Here is a 21184-nt window from a genome sequence, read left to right as displayed (position 1 = left end):
GGGGAGTTCGATTATCGAGCCGACAGTCTAAATTAATACATTTTTGTTGATAATCCGCCTTGAGATTGATGGATTGATGAGTAAAATTCAGTAATCACCGGGTTTGGTAATGTGCCTTGAGCATGTCGATCAGGGCGCGCAGACCTTTACCCAGTTGATGACGGCTTGGATAAAAGAGTGAAAATCCCACGAAGGTTGGGCACCAGGGCTCCAGCACTCGCAACAGTTTCCCTTCTGCCAGCTGCTTGCTGACCTCCTCTTCCGGACAGTAAGCCAATCCCAGCCCTGCCTCGGCAGCGCCAAGATAGAGGGCTGGCGTGCTGGTGGTGAGCGGCCCAGTCACCTCGATTTCCAGCATGCTCCCCTTTCCCTCGGTAAACGCCCAGCGATAATGGTGGGAAGGTGTCAACCGATAACCTATGCAGGCGTGACGCGACAGCTCGCGAGGGTGTTGCGGTGTGCCGTGTTTGCTCAAATAGGCCGGTGAGCCCACCACCAGATAACGCTGGTGTGGTCCCAGTGGCACACCGATCATCTCCTTGGGCAGCAGATCGCCGTAGAAGATGGCGGCGTCATAGCCATCCTCGATAAGCCGTGGCATCAGCTCCTGCTCCACCACCTCTACCTGCATGCGCGGGTAGCGCACCATGTAATCGATAAGCACAGGGGCCAGCAAGTCGTTGATGGCCTCCCTTGGTGCGCTTATTTTCAGTCGCCCGACAGGCTCATTGCTGTGATGGGCCAGCTCGTCGAGGGCCTCTTCCAGGGTATTGAGGGTCGGCAGCAACTGCTCGAGCAGACGTTGACCCGCATCGGTCGGCACCACGGCGCGCGTGCTGCGATTGAGCAGTCTGACACCGAGCCGGGTCTCCAGCCCTTTCAGGCTGTGGCTCAGGGCGGAGGCCGAGACGCCGAGTTCGAGGGCGGCCTTGCTGAAACTCTGATGACGGGCCACGGCGGCAAAAACCGCCAGTTCGGCGAGATCGGTACGGGTGATGACCATGACAACTCAGGGGAAAAAAAGGGTGAACAACAGGGTACGTCAGGGCAAGGCTAGGCACAACCTGACCAATAAATGACCGACTGTAAGCGGTTTGTTATACCTATAAGGATATAGATACTGGTGAAACTACCTGTATTTGTTAACGGTTGTTCACACGATTGAGCTGATAACGTGATCCATGACGCCAGAAAGGCGATTCTAGTCAAACTTTGGTTGATTAATTCAAAAAAACACTGTGATCGTTAAGGGGATTTAATTAGAGTCAGCCCATCAGAACAAAGGTGCGTTAACGAGTTGTAACGGTTGACGCGCTGACAGCCCCAGGCTGATGACCCACTGACCTGTTTGTTGCAATTTGGTTATTGCATGGAGTAATGACCACCTTGCCGGGTTTGGGGGGAAGAAAAAACAGGGATGAACGGCAGGAGTTCCAGGGAAATGGGACAGGGCATTGCGCCCGGTTGACTAGATTTTTTCTATTTTCCTTGATGACAGGAACACCACTATGTCTGACATGAACATTGCAGTAGAAGGCAGCGCAGCCAGTAATGCGTCTTCCCGTGGCAACACCAAGGCCGATCTGGTCTGGATGCTGGGTTTGTACGGTACCGCTATCGGTGCCGGTGTACTCTTCCTGCCGATCAACGCCGGCGTAGGTGGTTTGTGGCCGCTGGTGGCCATGGCGCTTCTGGCGTTGCCGCTGACCTTCTTTGCACACCGTGGTCTGACTCGCTTCGTACTGTCCGGCTCCACCCGTGATGGCGACATCACCGAAGTGGTGGAAGAGCACTTTGGCAAGACCGCAGGCAAGTTCATCACCCTGCTCTACTTCTTTGCCATCTATCCCATAGTACTGATGTACTCGGTCGCCATCACCAACACGGTTGAAAGCCTGCTGGTTCACCAACTCGGTATGACAGCACCACCCCGTGCCGTCCTGTCGCTGGCACTGATCCTGGGTCTGATGGCGGTGGTACGCCTCGGTGGCCAGTTCATCGTCAAGGCGATGAGCGTGCTGGTATTCCCGTTCGTGCTGACCCTGATGGGCCTGGCCTTCTATCTGGTTCCACACTGGAACGGCGCCATCATCACAGAAGCGCCGGCCCTGTCCGATGCCTTCAACGGCGACTTCATCAAGACCCTGTGGCTGGCCATTCCGGTGATGGTGTTCTCCTTCAACCACTCCCCGATCATCTCCTCCTTCGCGGTAGACAACAAGGGTCGTTACGGCGCCGGTGCCGAGAAGAAGTGCGGCAACATACTGCTGGGTGCCCACGTCATGATGGTCATGACCGTCATGTTCTTCGTGTTCAGCTGCGTACTGAGCCTCTCCCCGGCTGATCTGGCTGCCGCCAAGGAACAGAACATCACCATTCTGTCCTACCTGGCCAACCATTTCGATAACGCCTTCATTGCCACAGCGGCTCCGCTGATCGCCATGGTTGCCATCAGCAAGTCTTTCCTCGGCCACTATCTGGGTGCCAAAGAGGGCATGAACGGTCTGATGGCCAAGGCGCTGCGCGAGAAAGGCAAGCAGGTCGACATCAAGCAACTGGACAAGGTGACTGCCGTCTTCATGATCCTGACCACCTGGGCTGTGGCTACCGTCAACCCCAGCATCCTCGGCATGATCGAAGACCTGGGCGGCCCCATCATCGCCATGCTGCTGTTCCTGATGCCGATGTACGCCATCACCAAGGTACCTGCCATGCGCAAATACGCTGGCAACATCAGCAACGGCTTCGTGACCCTGATTGGCCTGATCGCCATGTCCGGTATCATCTACAAGCTGATTGCCTGATAATTCCGGTTACACTGTTGAATGAAGAAGCCGCCTCGCAAGAGGCGGCTTTTTTTGTTTGAGCAAGGGATAGTCCTTAACAAGCAAGGGGTTGCGGCCTAACATGGCCCGATGTGTGTTTATTAATCGGGACAAAGGAATATGTCTGCTTTGAAAAAGGATCTCGGGCTCTGGCAGGGAATGGGGCTGCTCGCCACCTCACTGCTGGGTACCGGTATCTTCGTGGTGCCGGCGACCGCGGCGTCGCTGGCCGGTGGGGCCTCGCTCTGGGCCTGGGTGCTGCTCATCGTGCTGGTGCTGCCCATCGCCTTTACCTTCGCCCGGCTTGGCCGTCGCTATCCTCACGCAGGCGGGGCGCCGCACCTGATTGGTCTTGCTTTTGGCAACGGCGCCGAGCGCTTCTCCGCCTTCCTGTTTCTGGCTGTGCTGCCGGTGGGATTGCCTGCCGCACTCACCATTGCCGCCGGCTTCTGGCATGCTTTGTTCGAGATGGAGGAGTGGACCCTGTGGGGCATACAGCTGCTGACCCTGCTCGGGGTGTTTCTGCTGGGTTTGCGCGGGGCACGATCCTCCGGCAACCTGCAACTGCTGATCGCCCTGGCCATATTGGGGCTGACCCTGCTCATCTGGTTCAAGGGTGATCTCAGCTGGCGCGACGGGGCCCAGCCGTTGCCGACCGCAAGCGAATGGCCCGCCATGGGCACGGCGCTGGCAGTGATGTTCTGGTGCTTCGTGGGGCTGGAAGCCTTCGCCCACATGGGGGAGGAGTTCAAGCGACCTGAGCGGGACTACCCGTTGGCACTGCTTGGTGGCGTGCTGCTGGCGGGGCTTATCTATTGGGTCCACTCGCTGGTGGTGCTCAAATATGGGCTCTATGGCGACGAGGCAAAAAACGCCACCGCCATTCCGGCCCTGCTCTCGCTGCTGTTCGGCCCTACCGCCAAGTGGCTGGTGGCAATCCTGGGTTATCTCTCCTGTTTTGCCAGCATCAACATCTATCTGCAGGGGTTTGCGCGCCTTATCTGGAGCATGGCGCGGGAGGGCAAGCTGCCCACCTCGCTGGCTCGTCTCTCGGCCCGGGGGGCGCCGCTCAATGCTCTGTGCTGGGTGCTCGCCATCTGCCTTGTCTCCATCACCTTGATCCTCTGGCTGCGTTTGCCGCTGGATGAGCTTATCCGCTACGCCAACGGCAACTTCGTGCTGGTCTACCTGCTCTGCATGGCGGCAGGCTGGCGCCTGCTAGGCGGCATGGGCAAGGGGCTGGCGGGATTGAGCGTCTTGCTCTGCCTCGCCGTGCTGGTGGCGCTCGCCTCCCAGGTGTTTTATGCCGTATTGCTGAGTGCAGGTTACGGTCTCTTCTCCCTGTGGCGCCGCTATCTGCGCCGCACCCGGGCCACGGAGAATATCTGCGCCATCAAGTAACCAGCCCGACAAAGAGCCCCGCAGTGCGGGGTTCTTTGTCTATCAGGCGTGTTGGCTACCTGGCGCTTGGCTGGTCGCTGCGCAGCAGGGCGTAGTGTTGCAGGGAGATAAACTGATCCCCCTTCCATTCGCACTCCCGCGCCGTCCCCTCGTAGCGAAATCCGGCGCGGAGCAGGACGCGGGCGGAGGCGACATTGGGCTCCTCCACCAGGGCCTGCAGCCGGTGCAGCGTAGTGGTGCCATAGAAGTGGGTCAGGAAAAGGGGCAGGGCCCTGCCCATTACCCCTTTGCCCCAGTACTCGGGATAGAGCCAATAACCTAGCTCGGCCTTTCTGTGCTGCGGATCGGCATCGTTGTAGCCGATGGCCCCCATGGGGAGGTCGGTGTGCTGACTGCGGATCAGAAACCAGCCGCCAGTGCCCTGACGCACCAGGTCGGCGTACCACGCCATCTGGGCCTCACAGGCCGTCAGGCTATCGTAACTGATGCCGTAGTGGGCAATAACCTCTGGATCCGACAGGCCGCGATAGATGTGGGGCAGATCGGCAGTCGTGATAGGGTCGAGCCGCAGTTCGCTCCCTTGTCGTGAATTCATGCTCTTCTCCTGTGCGGCCTGTGTTGGCAGGCCGCCTGATTGGGAAAGACAGTCGTGTGAAGGTGTGACTGCTGGTGTCAGTTCGCTGCGAGGCCAAGCAAACCGGCCAGCTGCTGCAACTCGTCGCGCCACTGTTGTTGCAGCCGGGGTGTCTGATGCCTGGGCTTGCGGGCGAGGTCGGCGGCGAGCAGGGCATCCAGCTCGTACCAGCGTGCCAGCAGCGCCTCTTCGTCATCCTCCACAGTGGCTTGCTCCTGCGGACTGCCAGTGGTGGCGGGGCTGATTGAAAGGTCCATGGGTTCATCACAGAGCAACTCGGCATAGGCCCGCTCGGCACTGTGGGCTTCGACAATCCGGCCTTCCCTGATCACCCAGAACCGGTTGCAACTGCGCTCGATCAGATCCCGGTCGTGGGAGATCAGCAGCACGCCACCGGCAAAACGCGACAGCGCCTCGGCCAGATCTTCTTTTCCTTCCAGATCCAGATGGTTGGTGGGTTCATCCAGCCAGAGCAGATGGTGGCTCGCCAGCGACAGGGCGAGAAACAGCAGCCTGGCCCGCTCACCACCGCTCAGGCTATGCACGCGTTGCCCGTGACGGGAGTAGGGGAAACCTGCACGGATCAAGGCCTGGTGCAGCGTCACCTCGGGCAGGGGGGCCAGAGGATAGAGGGCATCGGTCAGCGTTGCAGCGTCATCGAGCTGCTGCAGGGACTGATCGTAGTAGGCGATGCTGGCGCCGGGGTGGCGGTGCCAGCCTTCACCCGGTAGTTGAGCGTGCAGATCGTGCCAGCACTGACGCAGCAGGGAGGACTTGCCGGTGCCATTGGCACCGAGCAGGGCAACCCTGTCTCCGGCTCGCAGTCCGAGATCCTCGGCCCGCAGCAGGGGAGGCAAGCCGGGAGCGGGGCGCACGTCGAGGGCGTCCAGCCGCAGCAGGGCATCGGCGGGCAGTGCCTGCCCGTGCAGTTCGAGGCGCCAGGGGGCGCCGGCACCGACAACGCTCTGCTCCTCCTGCATCCTGGCAATCCGTTTCTCCATGGATTTGGCCTGACGCACCAGCTTCTCGTTGTCATGCTCCCGCCCCCAGATGGCGAGGCGTTTGCTGCTGGCGCTCAGGCGGTCGATCTCCTTCTGCTCGTCGGCCCGGCGCAAACGGGCTTGTTCGTCCTCTTCGGCCTGGGCCGCCCTGGCCTGGCTGCAAGGCAGGGCGAAGCGATAGAGGCATCGATCCCGCAGGATCAGGGTCTCGCGGGTGACCCTGTCGAGCAGGCGGCCATCGTGGGACACCAGCACGAAAGCGCCGCGCCAGCCCAGCAGGAAGCGTTCCAGCCAGAGCAGGGCGGGCAAGTCCAGGTGGTTGCTGGGCTCATCGAGCAGCAACAGATTGGGCTGGCGCAGCAGGGCGTGGCCTATCTGCAATCGGGTGTGCTGGCCGCCGCTCAGGGCGCTGACCGGTAACGCGGCCTGTGCTTCAAGTTGCAGCTCGGTCAGCATCTTGTCCACCTGCCAGTCGAGCGCGGGATCCCCGTCCACTGCATCGAGCAGTACGGCGCGGGCGGTGAGCGCCTGCAGGCGTGCGGGCAGATGTTGCGCCACGAATTCACAGCGGCAAGCCGCTGCGTGATGCACGCGTCCGTCATGGGGATCGAGCTGACCGGCCAGCAGGGCGAGGAGTGTGCTCTTGCCGCTGCCATTGGCACCGATAAGGCCGATGCGATCACCGCTGCGGATGCTGAGGTCGACGCTGTCAAACAGAGGCAGGTGTCCTGCCGTCATGTGCAGGGAATGGGTACTCATCAGGGTTGTCATGCTCTTGCTCTCTAAAATCACGGGATCGAAAATCCCTGTCATCAGGAGCGCTGGCGACAACGGCAGAGTCGAGAAAGGTCTCGGTTTGGAAGGGAATCGGCTTTGCTCGAACCCGCTATCGCAGCGCGATGGTATGCAGGCAAGAGCACTGGAATGTGCCGAACAGGCGAGCCGAGAACATCGGACACGCTTGGATAACCATTTTTTACCTCCTTATTTTTTGTGATGACAAGGTGTGCCGATTATAAGCACAGAAAAAATAGCCGTCCATCGGGGGCCTCTGTCTCTTGCCCCCGTGGTGAGGTGGGTCCGGGTACACGGAGACAGTGGCCTTATCGGCTGCGCCAGCAAAGTCAAAGCCCCGCATTGCGGGGCCTTGGCTGTATGAGAGTGGTGGGTCAATCGCGGGGGGTCTTGAGCGCCTGGATCACATCCTCGTCGGGGGCCAGCCCTTCTACGTGGTTGAAGATCTCCAGCCCCTCCTGTGGATTGATGGTAAAAGCGTCGGCACTGCGATAGCTGCCGCTGCCGGCGCTTTCGATGATGACGATGAGCTCGGGCTGCTTGTTGCCATTGAGATCCTGCAACTTCAGCTCCTTGATGCTGCCATCTCGGGCCAGTACCTTGCCATCGATGAACTGATCGAGGGGAAACTGGGGGTTGGCGCCGGAATAGAGACGCACGTCGTAGCTGCCGATGGAGGCGGGCTCACCGCGCCCCTCGCTGATGGCAAGCACCTGACCTGTGGGCAGTGTCAGCTGTTTGAAGAACCCTTCTGCCGCCTGACCAGTCAGTGGCAGGGTGAGCAGACCGAGTGTCATGAGCAAGGCTTTCATGGATGTGATCCTTGTGACTGTGGTGACGGGCGGGTATCTCCTGCCCGTCACGGATGTTGATATGTGAGCCGGGTTCAGGTGATGCCTGTCCCGGCTCTTCGCACAGGGCGTCCGTTACCAGATCTTGACCCGTTTGGCAGGGTCCAGATAGAGCTTGTCCCCCGGCTTGATGTTGAATGCCTCGTAGAAGGCGGGGATGTTCGGCACCACGCCGTTGACCCTGTACTCCGGCGGGGAGTGCGGATCCGAGGAGAGCAGCATCTGCATCAGCTCGGGGCGGTACATGCCTTTCCACACCTGGGCCCAGCCGAGGAAGAAGCGCTGTTCGCCTGTGAAGCCGTCCAGCACGGGGGCTTCCTCGCCCTTGAGTGACAGCAGATAGGCCTTGTGGGCTATGGTGAGACCGCCCAGATCGCCTATGTTCTCCCCCAGGGTGAACTGGCCGTTGACGAACTGGCCATTGATGGGCTCGAAGCGGTTGTATTGGGCAACCAGTCGGCTGGTACGAAAGCGAAACTCCTTGAGGTCGGCCGGTGTCCACCAGTCGCGCATCACGCCATCACCGTCGGATTTGGCCCCCTGATCATCGAAACCGTGACCCATTTCATGGCCAATGACGCCGCCGATGGCACCGTAGTTGACGGCATCATCGGCCTGCATGTCGAAGAAGGGGGGCTGCAATATGGCGGCCGGGAAGACGATCTCGTTGTTGCTCGGGTTGTAGTAGGCATTCACCGTCTGCGGCGACATGTGCCACTCGTCTCTGTCCACCGGCTTGCCCAGGCGTGCCAGGCTGTCGGCATATTCAAAGGCGCGAGCCCGTTGCAGGTTGCCTACCAGGTCATCGGCGCGGATCTCGATGGCGCTGTAATCCTTCCATTTGTCCGGATAGCCTATTTTGGGCCTGAACTTGGCAAGCTTTTCCAGTGCCTGGGTCTTGGTGGCCGGTGACATCCAGTCCAGCTCCTGAATGCTCTGGCCGTAGGCGGTGCGCAGGTTTTCCACCAGCTGCTCCATGCGGGCCTTGGCCTGGGGCGGGAAGTAGCGTTCCACATAGAGCTTGCCCACCGCTTCCCCAAGGTGATCGTCCAGTATGCCGAGGGCGCGTTCCCAGGGGGCGCGTTGCTTGGGGGTGCCGCTCAAAGTGGTGCCGAAGAAGGCGAAATTCTGGGCGTCGGTCTGGCTGTCGAGATAGGGGGCATAATCCGTGATGAGCTGCCACTTGAGGTAAGCCTGCCAATCACCGATGGGAGTCTGCTGTATCAGGCCATCAAGGGCAGCAAGATAGCTGGGCTGGCCGATGATCAGGCTCTGCTGACCGGCGAGACCGGCCTGGCCAAGGTAGCCGTTCCAGTCGATATGGGGTGCGAGACGCTTGAGCTCGCCGAGGGAGCCCTTGTTGTAGTTCTTCTCCCTGTCCCGCAGGGTCACGTTGTCCCACTGGATCTGGGCGAGTTGGGTCTCAAGGGCCAGGATACGCTTGGCCTTTGCGCCCGCGTCCGCTTCGCTAAAGCGTGTCAGCATACCGGCGATGTGCTGCTCGTATTTCTGGCGCAGGGCCTGGCTGCTGGCGTCGGTTTTGAGGTAGTAATCCCTGTCCGGCAGGCTGAGCCCGGACTGATAGAGATAGACGGCATGGCTGTCCGGTGCCTTGGCATCGGCACCGATCCAGAAGCCGAACGGGGCGCCGCCCCCCAGCTGGCCCGAGCGGGCGAAGGCGCGAGCCAGTCCGTTCTGATCGCGGATCTGATCGATTTCGCCGAGCAGGGGCAGCAGCGGTGTGGTGCCCTTGGCATCCCGACCAGCCTGATCCAGATAGCTGGTGTAGAGATCGCGGATCTGCCGGGCCTGGGTATCGGCGGGGGCCTTGGCATCAAGCCCTTCCACCAGCACTCGTACATCCGCCAGGGATTTGTCCCTGAGCATATAGAAGGCACCATCGGCGGGCCTGTCATCCGGGATCTTGGCGGTGGCCAGCCAGTGACCGTTCACGTAGCGGAAGAAATCATCACCGGGTTTGACCCGGGTATCCATGTTGGCCAGTGCCAGGCCCGAGTGCTTGTCTGCCGTGTCCGGCGCCTGACTGCAACCGGCTAACAGGGCCAACCCAATGAGGCCGGCCAGTATGCTTTTCTTGTTGTTCATTCTGTTGGATTCCAATTCGGGTTATTCAGCTTCCTTGCCCATGCAGGGCGCACATCACTCTAGCAGTCGGGTTACAGCTTGATAAGCCCGACTCTGCTAAGATCGGCCAGGTCGTTTTGGGGAAGCCTATGATTTCTCGTATTTATTCTCGTTTTTGTCAGACCCTGCCTGAGCCGGAAGGTTCCCGGGGCCTGTTGGTAGCCTTCAGTGGCGGGCTCGATTCCACAGTGTTGCTGGCGTTGGCGGCGCAGTTTGCCCGCGAGCATGGGCTTGCGCTGCGCGCCTTGCACGTCCACCACGGCCTCAGCCCCCACGCCGATGAGTGGGTTGCCCACTGCGAAGCCGTGTGTCAGCAACTGGCGGTGCCGCTCATGGTGGAGCGGGTGCAGCTGGTGCGTAGCAATGGCGAGAGTCTGGAGGCACAGGCGCGGGATGCCCGTTATCAGCGGCTGGCCGCCAGGCAGGAAAAAGGGGAGTGGCTGCTCACCGCTCATCATCAGGACGATCAGCTGGAGACCTTGCTGCTGGCCCTCAAGCGAGGTGCCGGTCTGCGCGGTCTGGCGGGGATCTTGCCGAGCCAGCCCTTTGCCGGTGGCCTCTTGTTGCGCCCCCTGCTTGAGTTCAGCCGCGCCGAATTGGCCGAGGCGGCGGCGACCCTCCCCTTCGGCTGGGTGGAGGATGAGAGCAATCAGGACGTGAGCTATGACCGCAATTTTCTGCGTCAGCAGTTGATCCCCCAGCTCAAGGCTCGCTGGCCGGCCATGGCTCGTACCGCCGCCCGCAGCATGGCACTGTGCGCCGAGCAGGAGGCGTTATTGGAGGAGTTGGCCGAAGAAGACTGGCAGCTGGCCTGTGGGGGGGAGGCGCTACACGTTTCATCATTACCGGCTTCATCGCTGCAGATTGTGCCCCTGCTAACCCTGTCGCCCACCCGGCGCAACAACTTGCTGCGTTACTGGATCCGCCGCCTGGGGGGCGAGATGCCCTCCCGGGATCAGCTCGCTCTGCTGTGGCAGGAGGTGGCGCTGGCGCGGGAGGATGCCAACCCTCAGTTCAGCCTGAAAAACCTCGATTGCCGCCGTTTTCAGGGGCGGCTGCATCTGGTTCGGCCCGGGTTGACGCCCCGTCACGAACAACTGGCTGTCACTATCGGCGAGTCCGTGATCCTGCCCGATGGGCTGGGGCGGGTGCAAGTGTCGGCAAGGCCGGACGGGGAGGGGCTGAGGTTGCCAGGGATGGGGGAGCCTTTGTCGGTGCGTTTTCAGGTGACGCCCGGTGTCATGCTCAAACCTGTGGGGCGCAGCGGCAGCCGCCGTTCCAAGAAGCTGCTGCAAGAGTATGGGGTACCTTCCTGGCTGCGGGGCCGTATTCCCATCCTCTACTATGGCGAGCAGGTGGCGGCAGTGGCCGGACTCTTTATCTGTGACGGATTTATGACGCAAGAAGCGGGGATGGGATGGCAGTGGCTGCCAGCGGCCGACAGCGGCATCCCGCAGTGAGCTCAGGCCCGCCATGCAGCTAGCCTGGCGGGCTTTTTTAAGGCCATAGCGCTGTGGTGCTCAGTCCAACAGACCCGCTTTTCCGGCTTTCTTGCGGGCATAGAGGTGAGCATCGGCCGCCTCATACAGGCTCTGGACTGCGACCCCGGATTGCCAGCTGGCCGCCCCCAGACTGCAACCGACCGAGAAGGTACTGAGTTCCTTGTGGGTCAGCAGCATGTGTTGCAGCCGCAGCCAGACCGGGCGCCAGGCCTCGGGCTCGGCGGGTTGCAGCAAGAGGGCAAACTCGTCGCCACCGAGGCGAAAGGCCTGATCCGTGCTGCGGATGCAGCTCTGGAGCAGATGGGCAAAGCGGCTCAGCACCAGATCGCCGACCGGGTGACCCCAGGTGTCGTTGATCTGTTTGAAGTGATCGAGATCCAGCAGCACCAGCACCAGACCGTGGGATTCCCGGCTGTGTTGCTCCACGGCGCGACCTATGGCCTCGTCGAAATAGGAGCGGTTGCCGAGCCCTGTCAGGTGATCGAGTCGTACTTGCTGCTCCAGCTGCGCCAGCCGCAGGTAGAGTGGCAGCGGTTGGCAGAGCAGCTGATGGTATTGCTGCAGGATCCGCTGCTGGCTGCCGCTCAGTATGTGTTCCAGGGTGTAGTGCAACTGGCCGAACAGCTGACCGTGCTGGCCGCGCAGTTCAAACGGGTAGCTGTGGAGCGTCAGGCTGGCCTGGGGTGGCTGCTGGATCAGCCTCTGTGGCTGGGGGTTGTCAAAATAGAGGCTATGTATACGGACAACTCTTGCCGCACGATCGGCAAAGGTTGCCAGCAGGCTGTCGAGATCCGACTGTGCCAGCAACAGCTCGAGCAACTGGTTGCGATCCTGACTTGCCAGCGGCGTGAGCCGCTCCATCTGCCGAACCCACAACTCGATGCCATGCCCCAAACCATTCAATGACGATGTGTTTTCCACGGTACAGCCCTCATACATCCTACTACCTGCCACTTCTCTGCAATCCCTGTGCCTAAAATATGTTCAATGTGAGCAAGGGCGGCTGACTAGGCTTAAGTGGATAAAAAGGGAGGAAAAATTTGTACGCAGATGTGTTGATCCTGCTGTTTGCCGCCGTCTTGCTGGTGGCGATTTTCCGGCGCCTCGGCCAGCCGGTGATCCTCGCTTACCTGGTCGCCGGGGTTCTGCTGGGTCCCCATGGGGCCGCCGTTCTCTCCGAGCAGGCGAACATGCAGACCATCGCCGAGCTTGGCATCGTCTTTCTGATGTTCTCACTGGGGCTGGAGTTCTCGTTGCCGCGTCTGATCGCCATGCGGATGCTGGTCGTGGGGGTCGGTGGTCTGCAAGTGCTGTTCACCTCCCTGCTGTTCTTCTGGCTTGGCTGGTGGTGGGGGCTGAGCCTGCCTCAGGCGCTGGTGGTGTCGGGCACCCTGGCGCTCTCTTCCACCGCCGTGGTGATCAAGCAGTTGGGAGAGCAAAAACAGCTGCATACCCGCCGCGCTCAACTAGGGGTCAGCGTGCTGCTGTTTCAGGATCTGGCGGTGGTGCCGCTGCTGGTGATGATCCCCATACTGGCCAGACCCGAGATCCAGGGCAGTGCCCTGCTGGCGGAGATCGCCTGGGCCACCCTCAAAGGCCTGTTTGCCCTGTTCAGCCTGCTTGCCGTCGGCAAGTGGCTGCTGCCCCTGCTGTTTCACGAGGTGGCGCGGGCCCGCTCCGATGAACTTTTCGTGCTCAGTGCCCTATTGGTGGCTTTGCTGGCGGCTTTCATGACCCATTCGCTGGGGTTGTCGATGGCGCTTGGGGCTTTCCTGGCGGGCATGATGCTGGGCGAGTCCCACTATCGCCATCAGCTGGAGGTGGACATAAGGCCGTTTCGGGATGTGTTGATGGGACTCTTCTTTATCACCATCGGCATGACCATGGATTGGCAACTGGTGGCGCTGGCCTGGTGGCAGGTTATCCTCTGCGTATTTGGCCTCATCTTGATCAAATCCCTGCTGGTACTGCTGGCGGGAGGTTTGATGGGGGAGCGCAAGCGGGATGCCATGGCGGCGGGGATCATGCTGAGCCAGGTCGGCGAGTTCGGCTTCGTCTTGCTGGCGCTGGCCAACCACCACGCGCTGCTCGACCATCAGCTGGTCTCCCTGCTGATTGGCATAGGGGTGATCTCCATCGCCATGACCCCCTGGCTGGTGCAAAAGGCGCACGGTCTGGCGCGCTCGCTCACCGACTCGGCCCTGCTGACTCGCTCCGAGGTGGCGCAGTCGGGGCTGAGCAAACATCAACACGTCATCATCGCCGGTTTTGGCCGTGCCGGGCAGACATGCGCCCGTTTTCTCAAGCTGGAAGACATTCCCTTCCTCGCGCTGGATCTCGATCCCGAGCGGGTGGGCGAAGCCAAGACGGCGGGGGAGCAGGTGGCATTTGGCGATGCCAGCCGGCGCGATATCCTGCTGGCCGCCGGTCTGCTGCGGGCTCGCCTGGTGATCATCACCTTCGACGATCGCAAGCGGGTCGAGGCCATGCTGGCGCTGATAAAGGAGCTGGCGGGGCAGGTCAGGGTACTGGTACGGACCCGGGACGACAGCTTTCTGGAGGCCTTCAAGCAGGCTGGGGCGCATGAGGTTATCCCGGAATCCCAGGAAGGGGCCCTGATGCTGGTCTCTCATCTATTGCTCAATTGCGACATCCCCATCGGCCGGGTGATCCGGCGCATGGAGCTGGAACGCAGCAGCCAGTATCGCTTTTTGCACGGCTTCTACTGGGGGGACCAGAGTGCCAGCAATCTGGAGACGGATCAGTTGCTCGAGCGTCTGCATCCCGTGCTGCTGCACGATCAGGCCTGGGCCGTGGGGCAGACTGTCCAGGCGCTGGCGCTTGACGCTGTGCGAATAAAAGAGGTGCAACGCGGTGAACAGAGCCTGGAGCCCAGGCCCGAATTGCGGCTGGCGGCAGGGGACAGGCTGGTGCTGTTTGGCAATGCGGTAGCGATGGAGCAGGCGGAACAAAAGTTGCTGGAGGGGCGTTAGGCCTTGCGCTGCACAAGGCCGACAAGCTGATTTACGCCTCTTCCCGCATCATTTCTTCAATCCCTAGAAACTGTTCGACCCGCGCCCGCTCGTTGAGGGTGTCCCTGTAACCCAGCTTGATCAGTTGCTGGCAGTAGCCGGGATAGAACATCAGAAAGCTGGCCAGGCTGCTGGTCTCGTCCCCCGACACTCCCAGCACCCGCAACAGGCGGCGCAGGTGTACAGGCAGTTTGCGCAGATAGGCCAGCGCTATGGTGTCGAGATCCTGGCTCGGTTTCAGCACGCAGGTTTCCACCCGTTTGAGTTTCAGGCGTCTGCGCTCCCGCTCGGGTATGAGATCCAGGGTCTGATTGATACGCCATAGCCGCTCCAGATCCGAATTCAGGGTATCGGTAAAGACGGTATCGAGCAGGTGGCTCGCGATGTTGGAGCTGGTCAGGTGGCCATGGCGAAAGGTGGGGGCCGAGTGGGCAGGTGGATCCAGCGCAATCAGCAGGATCCGCTCCGCCCCCAGATGGATGGCTGGGCTTAATGGGCTCAACTGGTGAATGGAACCATCGCCGTAAAACTTGTCGCCAATATGGGTCGCCGGAAAGACAAACGGCAACGCCGAGGAGGCCAGCAGGTGATCCGAGGTGAGCAGGGTGCGCACCCCGCGCCGTCTGGCTCGCTCCCACGGCAGATGGTCGGCCCGTCCCTGAAAAAAGGTGGTTGAGAGGCCGTCATCATAGTCCGACGCTGTGATGGCCAGCGCCTCCAGGCTGCCATAGAGGATGTTGTCGTCGATGCGGTGATAGTCGATGAGCTGATCCAGCAGGCGGCGCAGGGGGGCGTTGTCAAACAGGTGAAAGGCGTGATTGGTGTGAGGATTGATAAGCCCGGCCGAGCCTTCATACAACAGCCGCCACAGCAATCTGCCGGGGTGAAAGTCGAAGATATGGTGGGTTTCGAAACGGCGCCAGACCCACTCCAGCTTACGTACCCCCAGGTGGAAACAGGAGGCATAGCAGGCCAGCGCTGTGACATTGATGGCACCGGCCGAGGTGCCGCACAGTATGGGAAATGGAATGCCGAGATTGCGGGGATAAAACTCGGCGATGGCCTTGAGGGCACCGACCTGATAGGCCGCGCGAGCACCGCCACCGGTCAAGAGAAGAGCTGTGTTGGGTCTGGCCATGATACTGCGCCTTATGGTTGCCACTGAAGGTGTTGCCACCGAGCAATTTAACTATAAGGCGCTGTATCGAATATAAAAACAGGTCTGCGCACCATTTTTTCAGCAGGCTGGTTTCAACGGTGGTTATGCCGGTGAATGGGAGCCTGCCAGGCTATCGAAGGCGGCAAAGAGGGGGGCACTGGCAAGGATTCGGCCGTGACCCAACCCACGGGTGCTGACCAGTCGGGTGCGGCCATCTAGGGTTGCTCGTTGGGAGTCGCCGTAGGGGGCAAACCTGTCTTCCTCGTCGTGCACTATGATGGCGGCGCCGCTGCGGCTGGCGAGACGCCCCAGAGGGTCGACCGTGCTGAGGGGATGCTGGTACTCCTGCTCAATCTCTTTCACTACCGCATCGAACAGGCGGATGGAATAGCCGGAGCGGGCCACCATGCCGTAGAGCTGGGGCACATAGTCGAGCACGGGCGAAACAAGCAGCAGCGGCAACTGGTCGAGGGCTTGTTGGCGACTGGAGAGAGTGACGGCACCTCCCATACTGTGGGCGATGACGCCACTGAGGGGACCGAATTTGGCGACCTGTTCGGCCACCAGCTCGTCAAAGGCGCGCACGAAGCGGGGCAGGTGACCGGTATGACCGGCGCTATGGCCATGGGCCGGATGGTCATAGGCGATGGCGGTGAAGCCCTGGGCGGCGATATGGCTCATCAGCGGATAAAACTGGCTGGCACTGCCGGACCAGCCGTGCATCAACAGCCAGACCGGCCCCTGGCCGAGCCGATAGCTCATCAATATCCCTTCGCTGGTGTGCACCGCTTGCTTCACCAGGCCCGCAGGCGCCGCCTCATCCCGCTGATTGCGCTGGGGGGTGAGCAGCAGCTTGCTGGCAGTGCGCCTGGCGTGAGCGGGGGCGAGTCTGTGATGCAACCGGGTGCCAAGCCCCAGCAGCCATTTGATCGGGCTGAAGCGGCGGGTGTTGAAGTAGATCTTGCTGCTCATGATGGTCCTGTCTGTTTTGTGTGCGAACGGTCGTGCTTTTTTGTGGGTTTTTAAAAAGTCATTCGAGAAATCATTGCCAGCTCGTCAGCAGATCATCCACTTCGGGCCAGAAGTGGCGAGCGGGATCCTGACACAAGTCCAGCGCATTGAACACCTGATCTGCCAGATAGAGGCCGTATAGCCGATAGACGGCGCGCCAGGGTTCCAGATCCTGGCGCCACTCCCCCTGCGCCTGACCCTGCACTACCTGGCGGGCCAGGTAGTCGAGCCAGAAACGCACCAGCTGGCGCGCTGCCTGTTGCACGTCACCCTCCTGGGCCGAGGTCCAGGCATCGAGGAACATGCAGCGACCGGCGAAACACTGATTCCAGGCCAGCCAGGCCTGGAGCAGGGCGACAAGTTTTTCGCGCTGGCTCTGGTGTTGCTGCTGGCGCACGGGCTGGATCACCCGTTCCCGGAACACTTCGGCAGCGTGTTCCAGTACGGCGATCTGCAGGTTGTCGCGGGATTGAAAGTGGGCAAAGAGACCGCTCTTGGACATCTCGCACGCACAGGCCAGCGAGCCTATGGTCAGGCTCTCCAGCCCTTGTTGGCTCGCCTGCTCAAACGCAGTCTGCAAAATGTTGTCGCGGGTCAGACGGCCCTTGCTCATCACTCTCTCCTCGTTGGCCCTGCAGCATAAAGTACGATCGTGCTAATTGTCGAGGGAGAAACTGGCAGGAGAGGCCACAGGTCAGACTCAATCCTTTTTGATATCCATCTGCTGCAAGGCAATGACCGTCTGGGAGCGGGTATTGACGCTGGGCTTGCGAAAGGCGGGAGTGATAGGTGGCAAGGGGTCAGTCGTCCTTGATATCCATCTGCTGCAAGGCGATGACCGCCTGGGTGCGGTTCTTGACGCCGAGTTTGCGAAAAACAGCCGTGATATGGGCCTTGATGGTGGCTTCGGAGACATTGAGCTCCCACGCGATCTGCTTGTTCAGGCTGCCGTCGCGCAACATCACCAGCACCTTGTACTGCTGTGGGGTGAGGCTGGCGAGCTTGCTGGCGAAATCGGGGCCGTCTTCGGATTCGGGATGCAGGGATATGCCGGCTGGCACCCAGTTATCTCCCCCGATCACCGTATTGAGGGCGTTGACCAGCTCTTTCATGGGGACCGACTTGGGTATGAAACCCAGCGCGCCGAGCCGCAGAACTTGCTGGATGATGGCGGCATCTTCCGAGGCGGAGACCACGACAATGGGCAGGTCGGGATACTGGCCGCGCAGGTGGGCGAGGCCGGAGAAGCCGTTGGCGCCGGGCATCTTGAGATCGAGCAGCAACAGGTCTACCTCAGGGTGTTCCCCCAGCAGGCTGGTCAGGCTGTTGATGGAGTCGGCCTCCAGCAGCTGGGCATCGTTGATAGCCATGTGCACAGCTTGATAGAGGGCGCCCCGAAACAGGGGGTGGTCATCTGCGATGACGATGGTAAATTGGCTGTCCATTGCTCACATTGTTGCTAACTGATTGTTTTGGAAAATCAAACTAGCATCGCTCTCCTGGGGGGTCAAACCCGCAGGCGTGCAAATGTGAAGCGACCGTCGGATGTCGTGCCATTGGGGCAGATGGGATGGTCACGAGCAACCCATGCAGGAGGCAAGAGATGGGATCCTTGGTATTGACGGTGGGCACGGGCTCCACCTGGGCAATGCGGGCGGCACTGGTGCTCGCCATGAGCGGGCAGGAGTGGCAGGAGCAGGTGTTTGATCTGGAAGATGCCAAGGCGTTGGCGCGGCTCAAGCGGTTGGCGCCTGCCGGCCTAGTGCCCTGGCTGGATCACGATGGCGTGCGGGTACACGACTCGCTGGCCATTGCCGAATACCTGTACGAGCTCTGCCCAGACCGCCAGCTCTATCCCGCTTCCCGGGCCGAGCGGGCGCTGGCCCGCAGTCTGTGCGCGGAAATGCACTCGGGCTTTGGCCAGATCCGTAGTCAGCTTCCCTTCTTTCTGGGGGCGCCGACCCGCAGCGAGCCACCGGTGGAGGCCATCGGCGAGCTGGCTCGCCTGCAGACCATCTGGTCCCAAGCGAGGGGGCCATTCTATTTCGGTGAAGAGGGCATCATAGATGCCTTCTATGGGGTGATGGCCTATCGGCTTGCCAGCTATGGCATCCAGTTGCCCGGTCAAGCCGGTGTCTATCAGCAGGCCTTGCTGGCCTGGCCTTTGTGGCAGGCTCTGCTGGTCAAGGTACGGTTGCAGTGGCCTGTGGCTGCCCGTCAACCGACGTAAGACGGTCCTGTTGAACGGGTCGGCGACTGACATTGAAGAGGGGAGCCATTGGCTCCCCTCTCTGCAGATGCGTGGGAAGGTCTACGGCTGCCGACCGGCAAACACCACCACCACCTTGTCGGCGCCCTTCTCCCGCACGAAGCTGTAGGGAGCATCCGACAGCTTCTTGTGGCTGCCAGCGGCTATGGCCGGATGGGCGGCGCGGAACTGGCCGAGTCGCTGCCAGTGCTTGACCAGCTCGGCTTTCTCGCCGCTCCCGATCTCCTGCCAGTTCATATCCGAGCGAACACTCTGATCGAACACGCCGCCATCCTTGGCCAGACCCCGGCCAGACTCGTCGCCGTAGTAGAGCTGGATGCCCCCCGGCAGCAGCATGAAGCTGTTAGCGACTCTGCGTTGCAGCGGCACGTCCTGATAGTCACCAAAGAACAGCTTGGTGTCGTGGGAGCTGATGTAGCTCAGCACGTTGAACTCGGGATCCTGATTGATGCGGCTGGCGTAGCTGGCATAGGTGGGATCGCTGCCTGCCATGCACTGGGCCTGGGGCAGGGCGAACTCCCGCTGATAGTCGAAGTTGATCAGGGAATCGAAGCCATTCTGGTACCAGAAATCCTTGGCGACCCCGTGATCCCACACCTCGCCCACCATGTAGAAGGGGAGAGCATCGAGCGCCTTGTCCGGGTTGGTTGCCTTCCACTCCTTGAGTGCCGCCGTGCCCGCCTGCTTGAGCTTGGCCCACACGGCGGGTTCCAAGTGCTTGACGGTGTCGGCGCGGAAGCCGTCGATGCCGAAGCGGCGCACCCAGTCGGTGTGCCAGGCGATCAGGTAGTCGCTGACGCTTGCATTTGGGAGCGCCTTGGCTCTGGTGTCTTTCTTTGCCGCCAGCAGCAGTGGCAAGCCCACCGGCTTGGTGGACTCGGTGAGGAAGTCCGGCAGCCCCGCCACCGAACCGGTGACGTCGTCTGTGCCGGGTTGCGGGTAACCGGGCAGGCCGGCGCGCACCCAGTCACCGCTCCACCACTTGTTCCAGTCTGGTGATTGGTAGTCGATAAACTGGTTGTAGCCATGCCAGTTGAGGCCGCCACTCGGACGCCACTGGTTCCAGGTGGCCGGCAGTTTGCCGGTGTTCTGGGTCAGATCGGTGAGCCCCAGATCCTGCAGATCGGCCAGGGTGGCGTAACCGGCGTGGTTCATCACCACGTCCAGAATGATCCGCATGCCGCGCTTGTGGGCCTCGTCCACCAGGGTTCTCAGGCTCTCCTCGTTGCCGTAGTTGGGATCGATCTTGGTGAAATCCAGTGCCCAGTAGCCGTGGTAGGCGTAGAAGGGGAAGTTGCCCTGCTCGCCGCCGCCGATGAAGCCGTGTACCTGCTCCACCATGGGAGTGATCCAGATGGCGTTCATGCCGAGGCTCTTGATGTAGTCGAGCTTCTCGGTCAGCCCTTTGAAATCGCCGCCATGCCAGGTTGCAACCTCGTCTTGGCCATCCTTCTGGCGACCGAAACTGTGATCGTTGGCGGGATCGCCGTTGTGGAAGCGATCGGTCAGCAAGAAATAGACGCTCGCCTGATCCCAGCTGAACGGCGCTGGCTTGGCTGCCTTGACCGGTTCGAGCAGCAGCAGGCCGCCGCTCTCCTTGCTCGGGGTCAGGGTCAGCTTGCCCTGTTTGACCACGGCCTCCTGTTTTGAGTAGGCATCCCGCAGCCGGGTGCCGTCAGGCCAGACTCCCTTCAGCGACACCGTCACAGGGCCTCCATCCCAGGCGATACAGGGCTCTGTCGGGGGCTGGCGCTTGAACTCGCTCTTCCTGGTCGCCCGCAGCACCTTGAGGCTGGGGGTATCGGGGTTGAAGGTAAACTCGTAGTCCCCGGCCAGCATCACCCGCAGGGTGAAACTTGTCCCCTTGGCGCATTTGTCCATGGGCTGGGCGGTGCCGAAGGGGAGCGGCTTGGCCTCGGTCGGACCGAAGCTGGTGCCGCAACTGTTGCCGGCATCGCCGATGCGGATCTGGTGGCTGCCCTTGTCCAGCTTGTGGGTCAGGCTGACGGTGCCCTTGTCCAGCGTCAGCGCCTCGGCCACAGGTTTGCCATCCACATAGAGATGTACCTCGGGGGAGGCCAGCACCAGGCCTGAACACAGGGGGCTGGCCAGCAGGGCGAGCCAGAGGGGAGAGAAGCGAGGAGAGCGACGCATAAGCCATTCCTTGAGCAAGGGTAACCGGACCAGATTCCGTCAATGGGGCTCATTCTAGGTGGCATAGTGGCGGGCTTGGACAGGCAAAACGCCGATCTGTGAACTCAGTTCAAATGGTTACGTTTTCAAGCCGGGCAAAGTGTGATGACGGCAAGTATCCGATCGCGCTTGTCCAGAGAAGGCCGCCCTGACGTCAAGAAGCCGCCGCCCGAGTCGCGACATTCCAGGGTATTTGCTCACGACTGAGCAACCCCAAGGGATGGCTTGGGTGCTTGTACTGGGCCAGCTCCTTTTCCCGGAAAAATGGCACGGCTCTAACCCGACGCGGCGGCTCCCGCTAACTGTATCGGTCAGCGGGCATGACTGGGCGGGTCGGTCACAGTTGGCGGACGTGACCACTTTGCA

At 61.1% G+C, this 21184-nt stretch carries 16 protein-coding genes; 5 read left to right on the top strand and 11 right to left on the bottom strand.

All coding sequences use genetic code 11. The features are described 5' to 3' along the window. Nucleotides 1-94: 94 nt before the first annotated feature. Nucleotides 95-1003 carry a LysR family transcriptional regulator gene (locus ONZ54_RS16655; protein ID WP_021139723.1) on the bottom strand — a complete coding sequence of 303 codons (909 nt, stop codon included), beginning with the start codon at nucleotides 1001-1003 and terminating at the stop codon, nucleotides 95-97. Between the two features lie 505 nt (nucleotides 1004-1508). Here ONZ54_RS16655 and ONZ54_RS16650 point away from each other — a divergent pair. Beyond that, nucleotides 1509-2804, top strand: coding sequence for an HAAAP family serine/threonine permease (locus ONZ54_RS16650; protein ID WP_058393475.1), 1296 nt, complete (start codon nucleotides 1509-1511; stop codon nucleotides 2802-2804). Nucleotides 2805-2945: 141 nt separating this feature from the next. Next, the gene (yjeH, locus tag ONZ54_RS16645; protein WP_059167925.1) at nucleotides 2946-4226 is read left to right on the top strand and encodes an L-methionine/branched-chain amino acid transporter; all 1281 of its coding nucleotides are present in this window, start codon (nucleotides 2946-2948) and stop codon (nucleotides 4224-4226) included. 55 nt (nucleotides 4227-4281) lie between these two features. On the opposite strand, the gene ONZ54_RS16640 is transcribed toward yjeH, so the two are convergent. From ONZ54_RS16640 to ONZ54_RS16625, 4 genes are all read right to left on the bottom strand, one after another. After that, on the bottom strand, nucleotides 4282-4821 hold the full coding sequence (locus tag ONZ54_RS16640; RefSeq protein ID WP_271786720.1) for a GNAT family N-acetyltransferase: 540 nt from the start codon (nucleotides 4819-4821) through the stop codon (nucleotides 4282-4284). A 77-nt stretch (nucleotides 4822-4898) separates the two neighbouring features. Next, nucleotides 4899-6632, bottom strand: coding sequence for an ABC-F family ATP-binding cassette domain-containing protein (locus ONZ54_RS16635; RefSeq protein ID WP_271786719.1), 1734 nt, complete (start codon nucleotides 6630-6632; stop codon nucleotides 4899-4901). A gap of 398 nt (nucleotides 6633-7030) precedes the next feature. Then, a complete protein-coding gene (locus tag ONZ54_RS16630) occupies nucleotides 7031-7468 on the bottom strand; it encodes a PliI family lysozyme inhibitor of I-type lysozyme (RefSeq protein ID WP_271786718.1) in 438 nt (145 codons plus the stop codon). A gap of 114 nt (nucleotides 7469-7582) precedes the next feature. Beyond that, complete coding sequence (locus ONZ54_RS16625) at nucleotides 7583-9613, bottom strand: M13 family metallopeptidase (RefSeq protein ID WP_271786717.1); 2031 nt, start codon at nucleotides 9611-9613, stop codon at nucleotides 7583-7585. Between the two features lie 128 nt (nucleotides 9614-9741). On the opposite strand from ONZ54_RS16625, the gene tilS reads away from it, so the two are divergent. Then, nucleotides 9742-11112, top strand: coding sequence for a tRNA lysidine(34) synthetase TilS (gene tilS, locus ONZ54_RS16620; RefSeq protein ID WP_271786716.1), 1371 nt, complete (start codon nucleotides 9742-9744; stop codon nucleotides 11110-11112). 60 nt (nucleotides 11113-11172) lie between these two features. Here tilS and ONZ54_RS16615 read toward each other — a convergent pair whose 3' ends face one another. After that, nucleotides 11173-12093 (bottom strand): GGDEF domain-containing protein, encoded by a 921-nt coding sequence (locus ONZ54_RS16615; RefSeq protein ID WP_034523696.1) that lies wholly within the window; start codon nucleotides 12091-12093, stop codon nucleotides 11173-11175. 101 nt (nucleotides 12094-12194) lie between these two features. On the opposite strand from ONZ54_RS16615, the gene ONZ54_RS16610 reads away from it, so the two are divergent. Next, on the top strand, nucleotides 12195-14147 hold the full coding sequence (locus ONZ54_RS16610) for a monovalent cation:proton antiporter family protein (RefSeq protein WP_192895991.1): 1953 nt from the start codon (nucleotides 12195-12197) through the stop codon (nucleotides 14145-14147). A 31-nt stretch (nucleotides 14148-14178) separates the two neighbouring features. Here the strand turns inward: ONZ54_RS16610 and ONZ54_RS16605 are convergent, their stop codons facing one another. From ONZ54_RS16605 to ONZ54_RS16590, 4 genes are all read right to left on the bottom strand, one after another. After that, on the bottom strand, nucleotides 14179-15324 hold the full coding sequence (locus ONZ54_RS16605) for a patatin-like phospholipase family protein (RefSeq protein ID WP_058393465.1): 1146 nt from the start codon (nucleotides 15322-15324) through the stop codon (nucleotides 14179-14181). Between the two features lie 123 nt (nucleotides 15325-15447). Then, complete coding sequence (locus tag ONZ54_RS16600) at nucleotides 15448-16317, bottom strand: alpha/beta hydrolase (RefSeq protein WP_271786715.1); 870 nt, start codon at nucleotides 16315-16317, stop codon at nucleotides 15448-15450. 70 nt (nucleotides 16318-16387) lie between these two features. Next, nucleotides 16388-16969, bottom strand: coding sequence for a TetR/AcrR family transcriptional regulator (locus ONZ54_RS16595; RefSeq protein ID WP_005312128.1), 582 nt, complete (start codon nucleotides 16967-16969; stop codon nucleotides 16388-16390). 187 nt (nucleotides 16970-17156) lie between these two features. After that, nucleotides 17157-17801 (bottom strand): response regulator, encoded by a 645-nt coding sequence (locus ONZ54_RS16590; RefSeq protein WP_021139081.1) that lies wholly within the window; start codon nucleotides 17799-17801, stop codon nucleotides 17157-17159. Between the two features lie 158 nt (nucleotides 17802-17959). Here ONZ54_RS16590 and ONZ54_RS16585 point away from each other — a divergent pair, with 158 nt between their 5' ends. Next, on the top strand, nucleotides 17960-18586 hold the full coding sequence (locus tag ONZ54_RS16585; RefSeq protein ID WP_271786714.1) for a glutathione S-transferase: 627 nt from the start codon (nucleotides 17960-17962) through the stop codon (nucleotides 18584-18586). Nucleotides 18587-18667: 81 nt separating this feature from the next. On the opposite strand, the gene ONZ54_RS16580 is transcribed toward ONZ54_RS16585, so the two are convergent. Then, the gene (locus ONZ54_RS16580; protein WP_271786713.1) at nucleotides 18668-20779 is read right to left on the bottom strand and encodes an alpha-amylase; all 2112 of its coding nucleotides are present in this window, start codon (nucleotides 20777-20779) and stop codon (nucleotides 18668-18670) included. Between the last annotated feature and the right edge of the window lie 405 nt (nucleotides 20780-21184).

The organism is Aeromonas salmonicida, assembly GCF_028355655.1.
Classification (GTDB): domain Bacteria; phylum Pseudomonadota; class Gammaproteobacteria; order Enterobacterales; family Aeromonadaceae; genus Aeromonas; species Aeromonas salmonicida.
The sequence above is the reverse complement of the archived record's forward strand: the minus strand, read 5'-3'. Positions and strand labels throughout refer to the sequence as shown.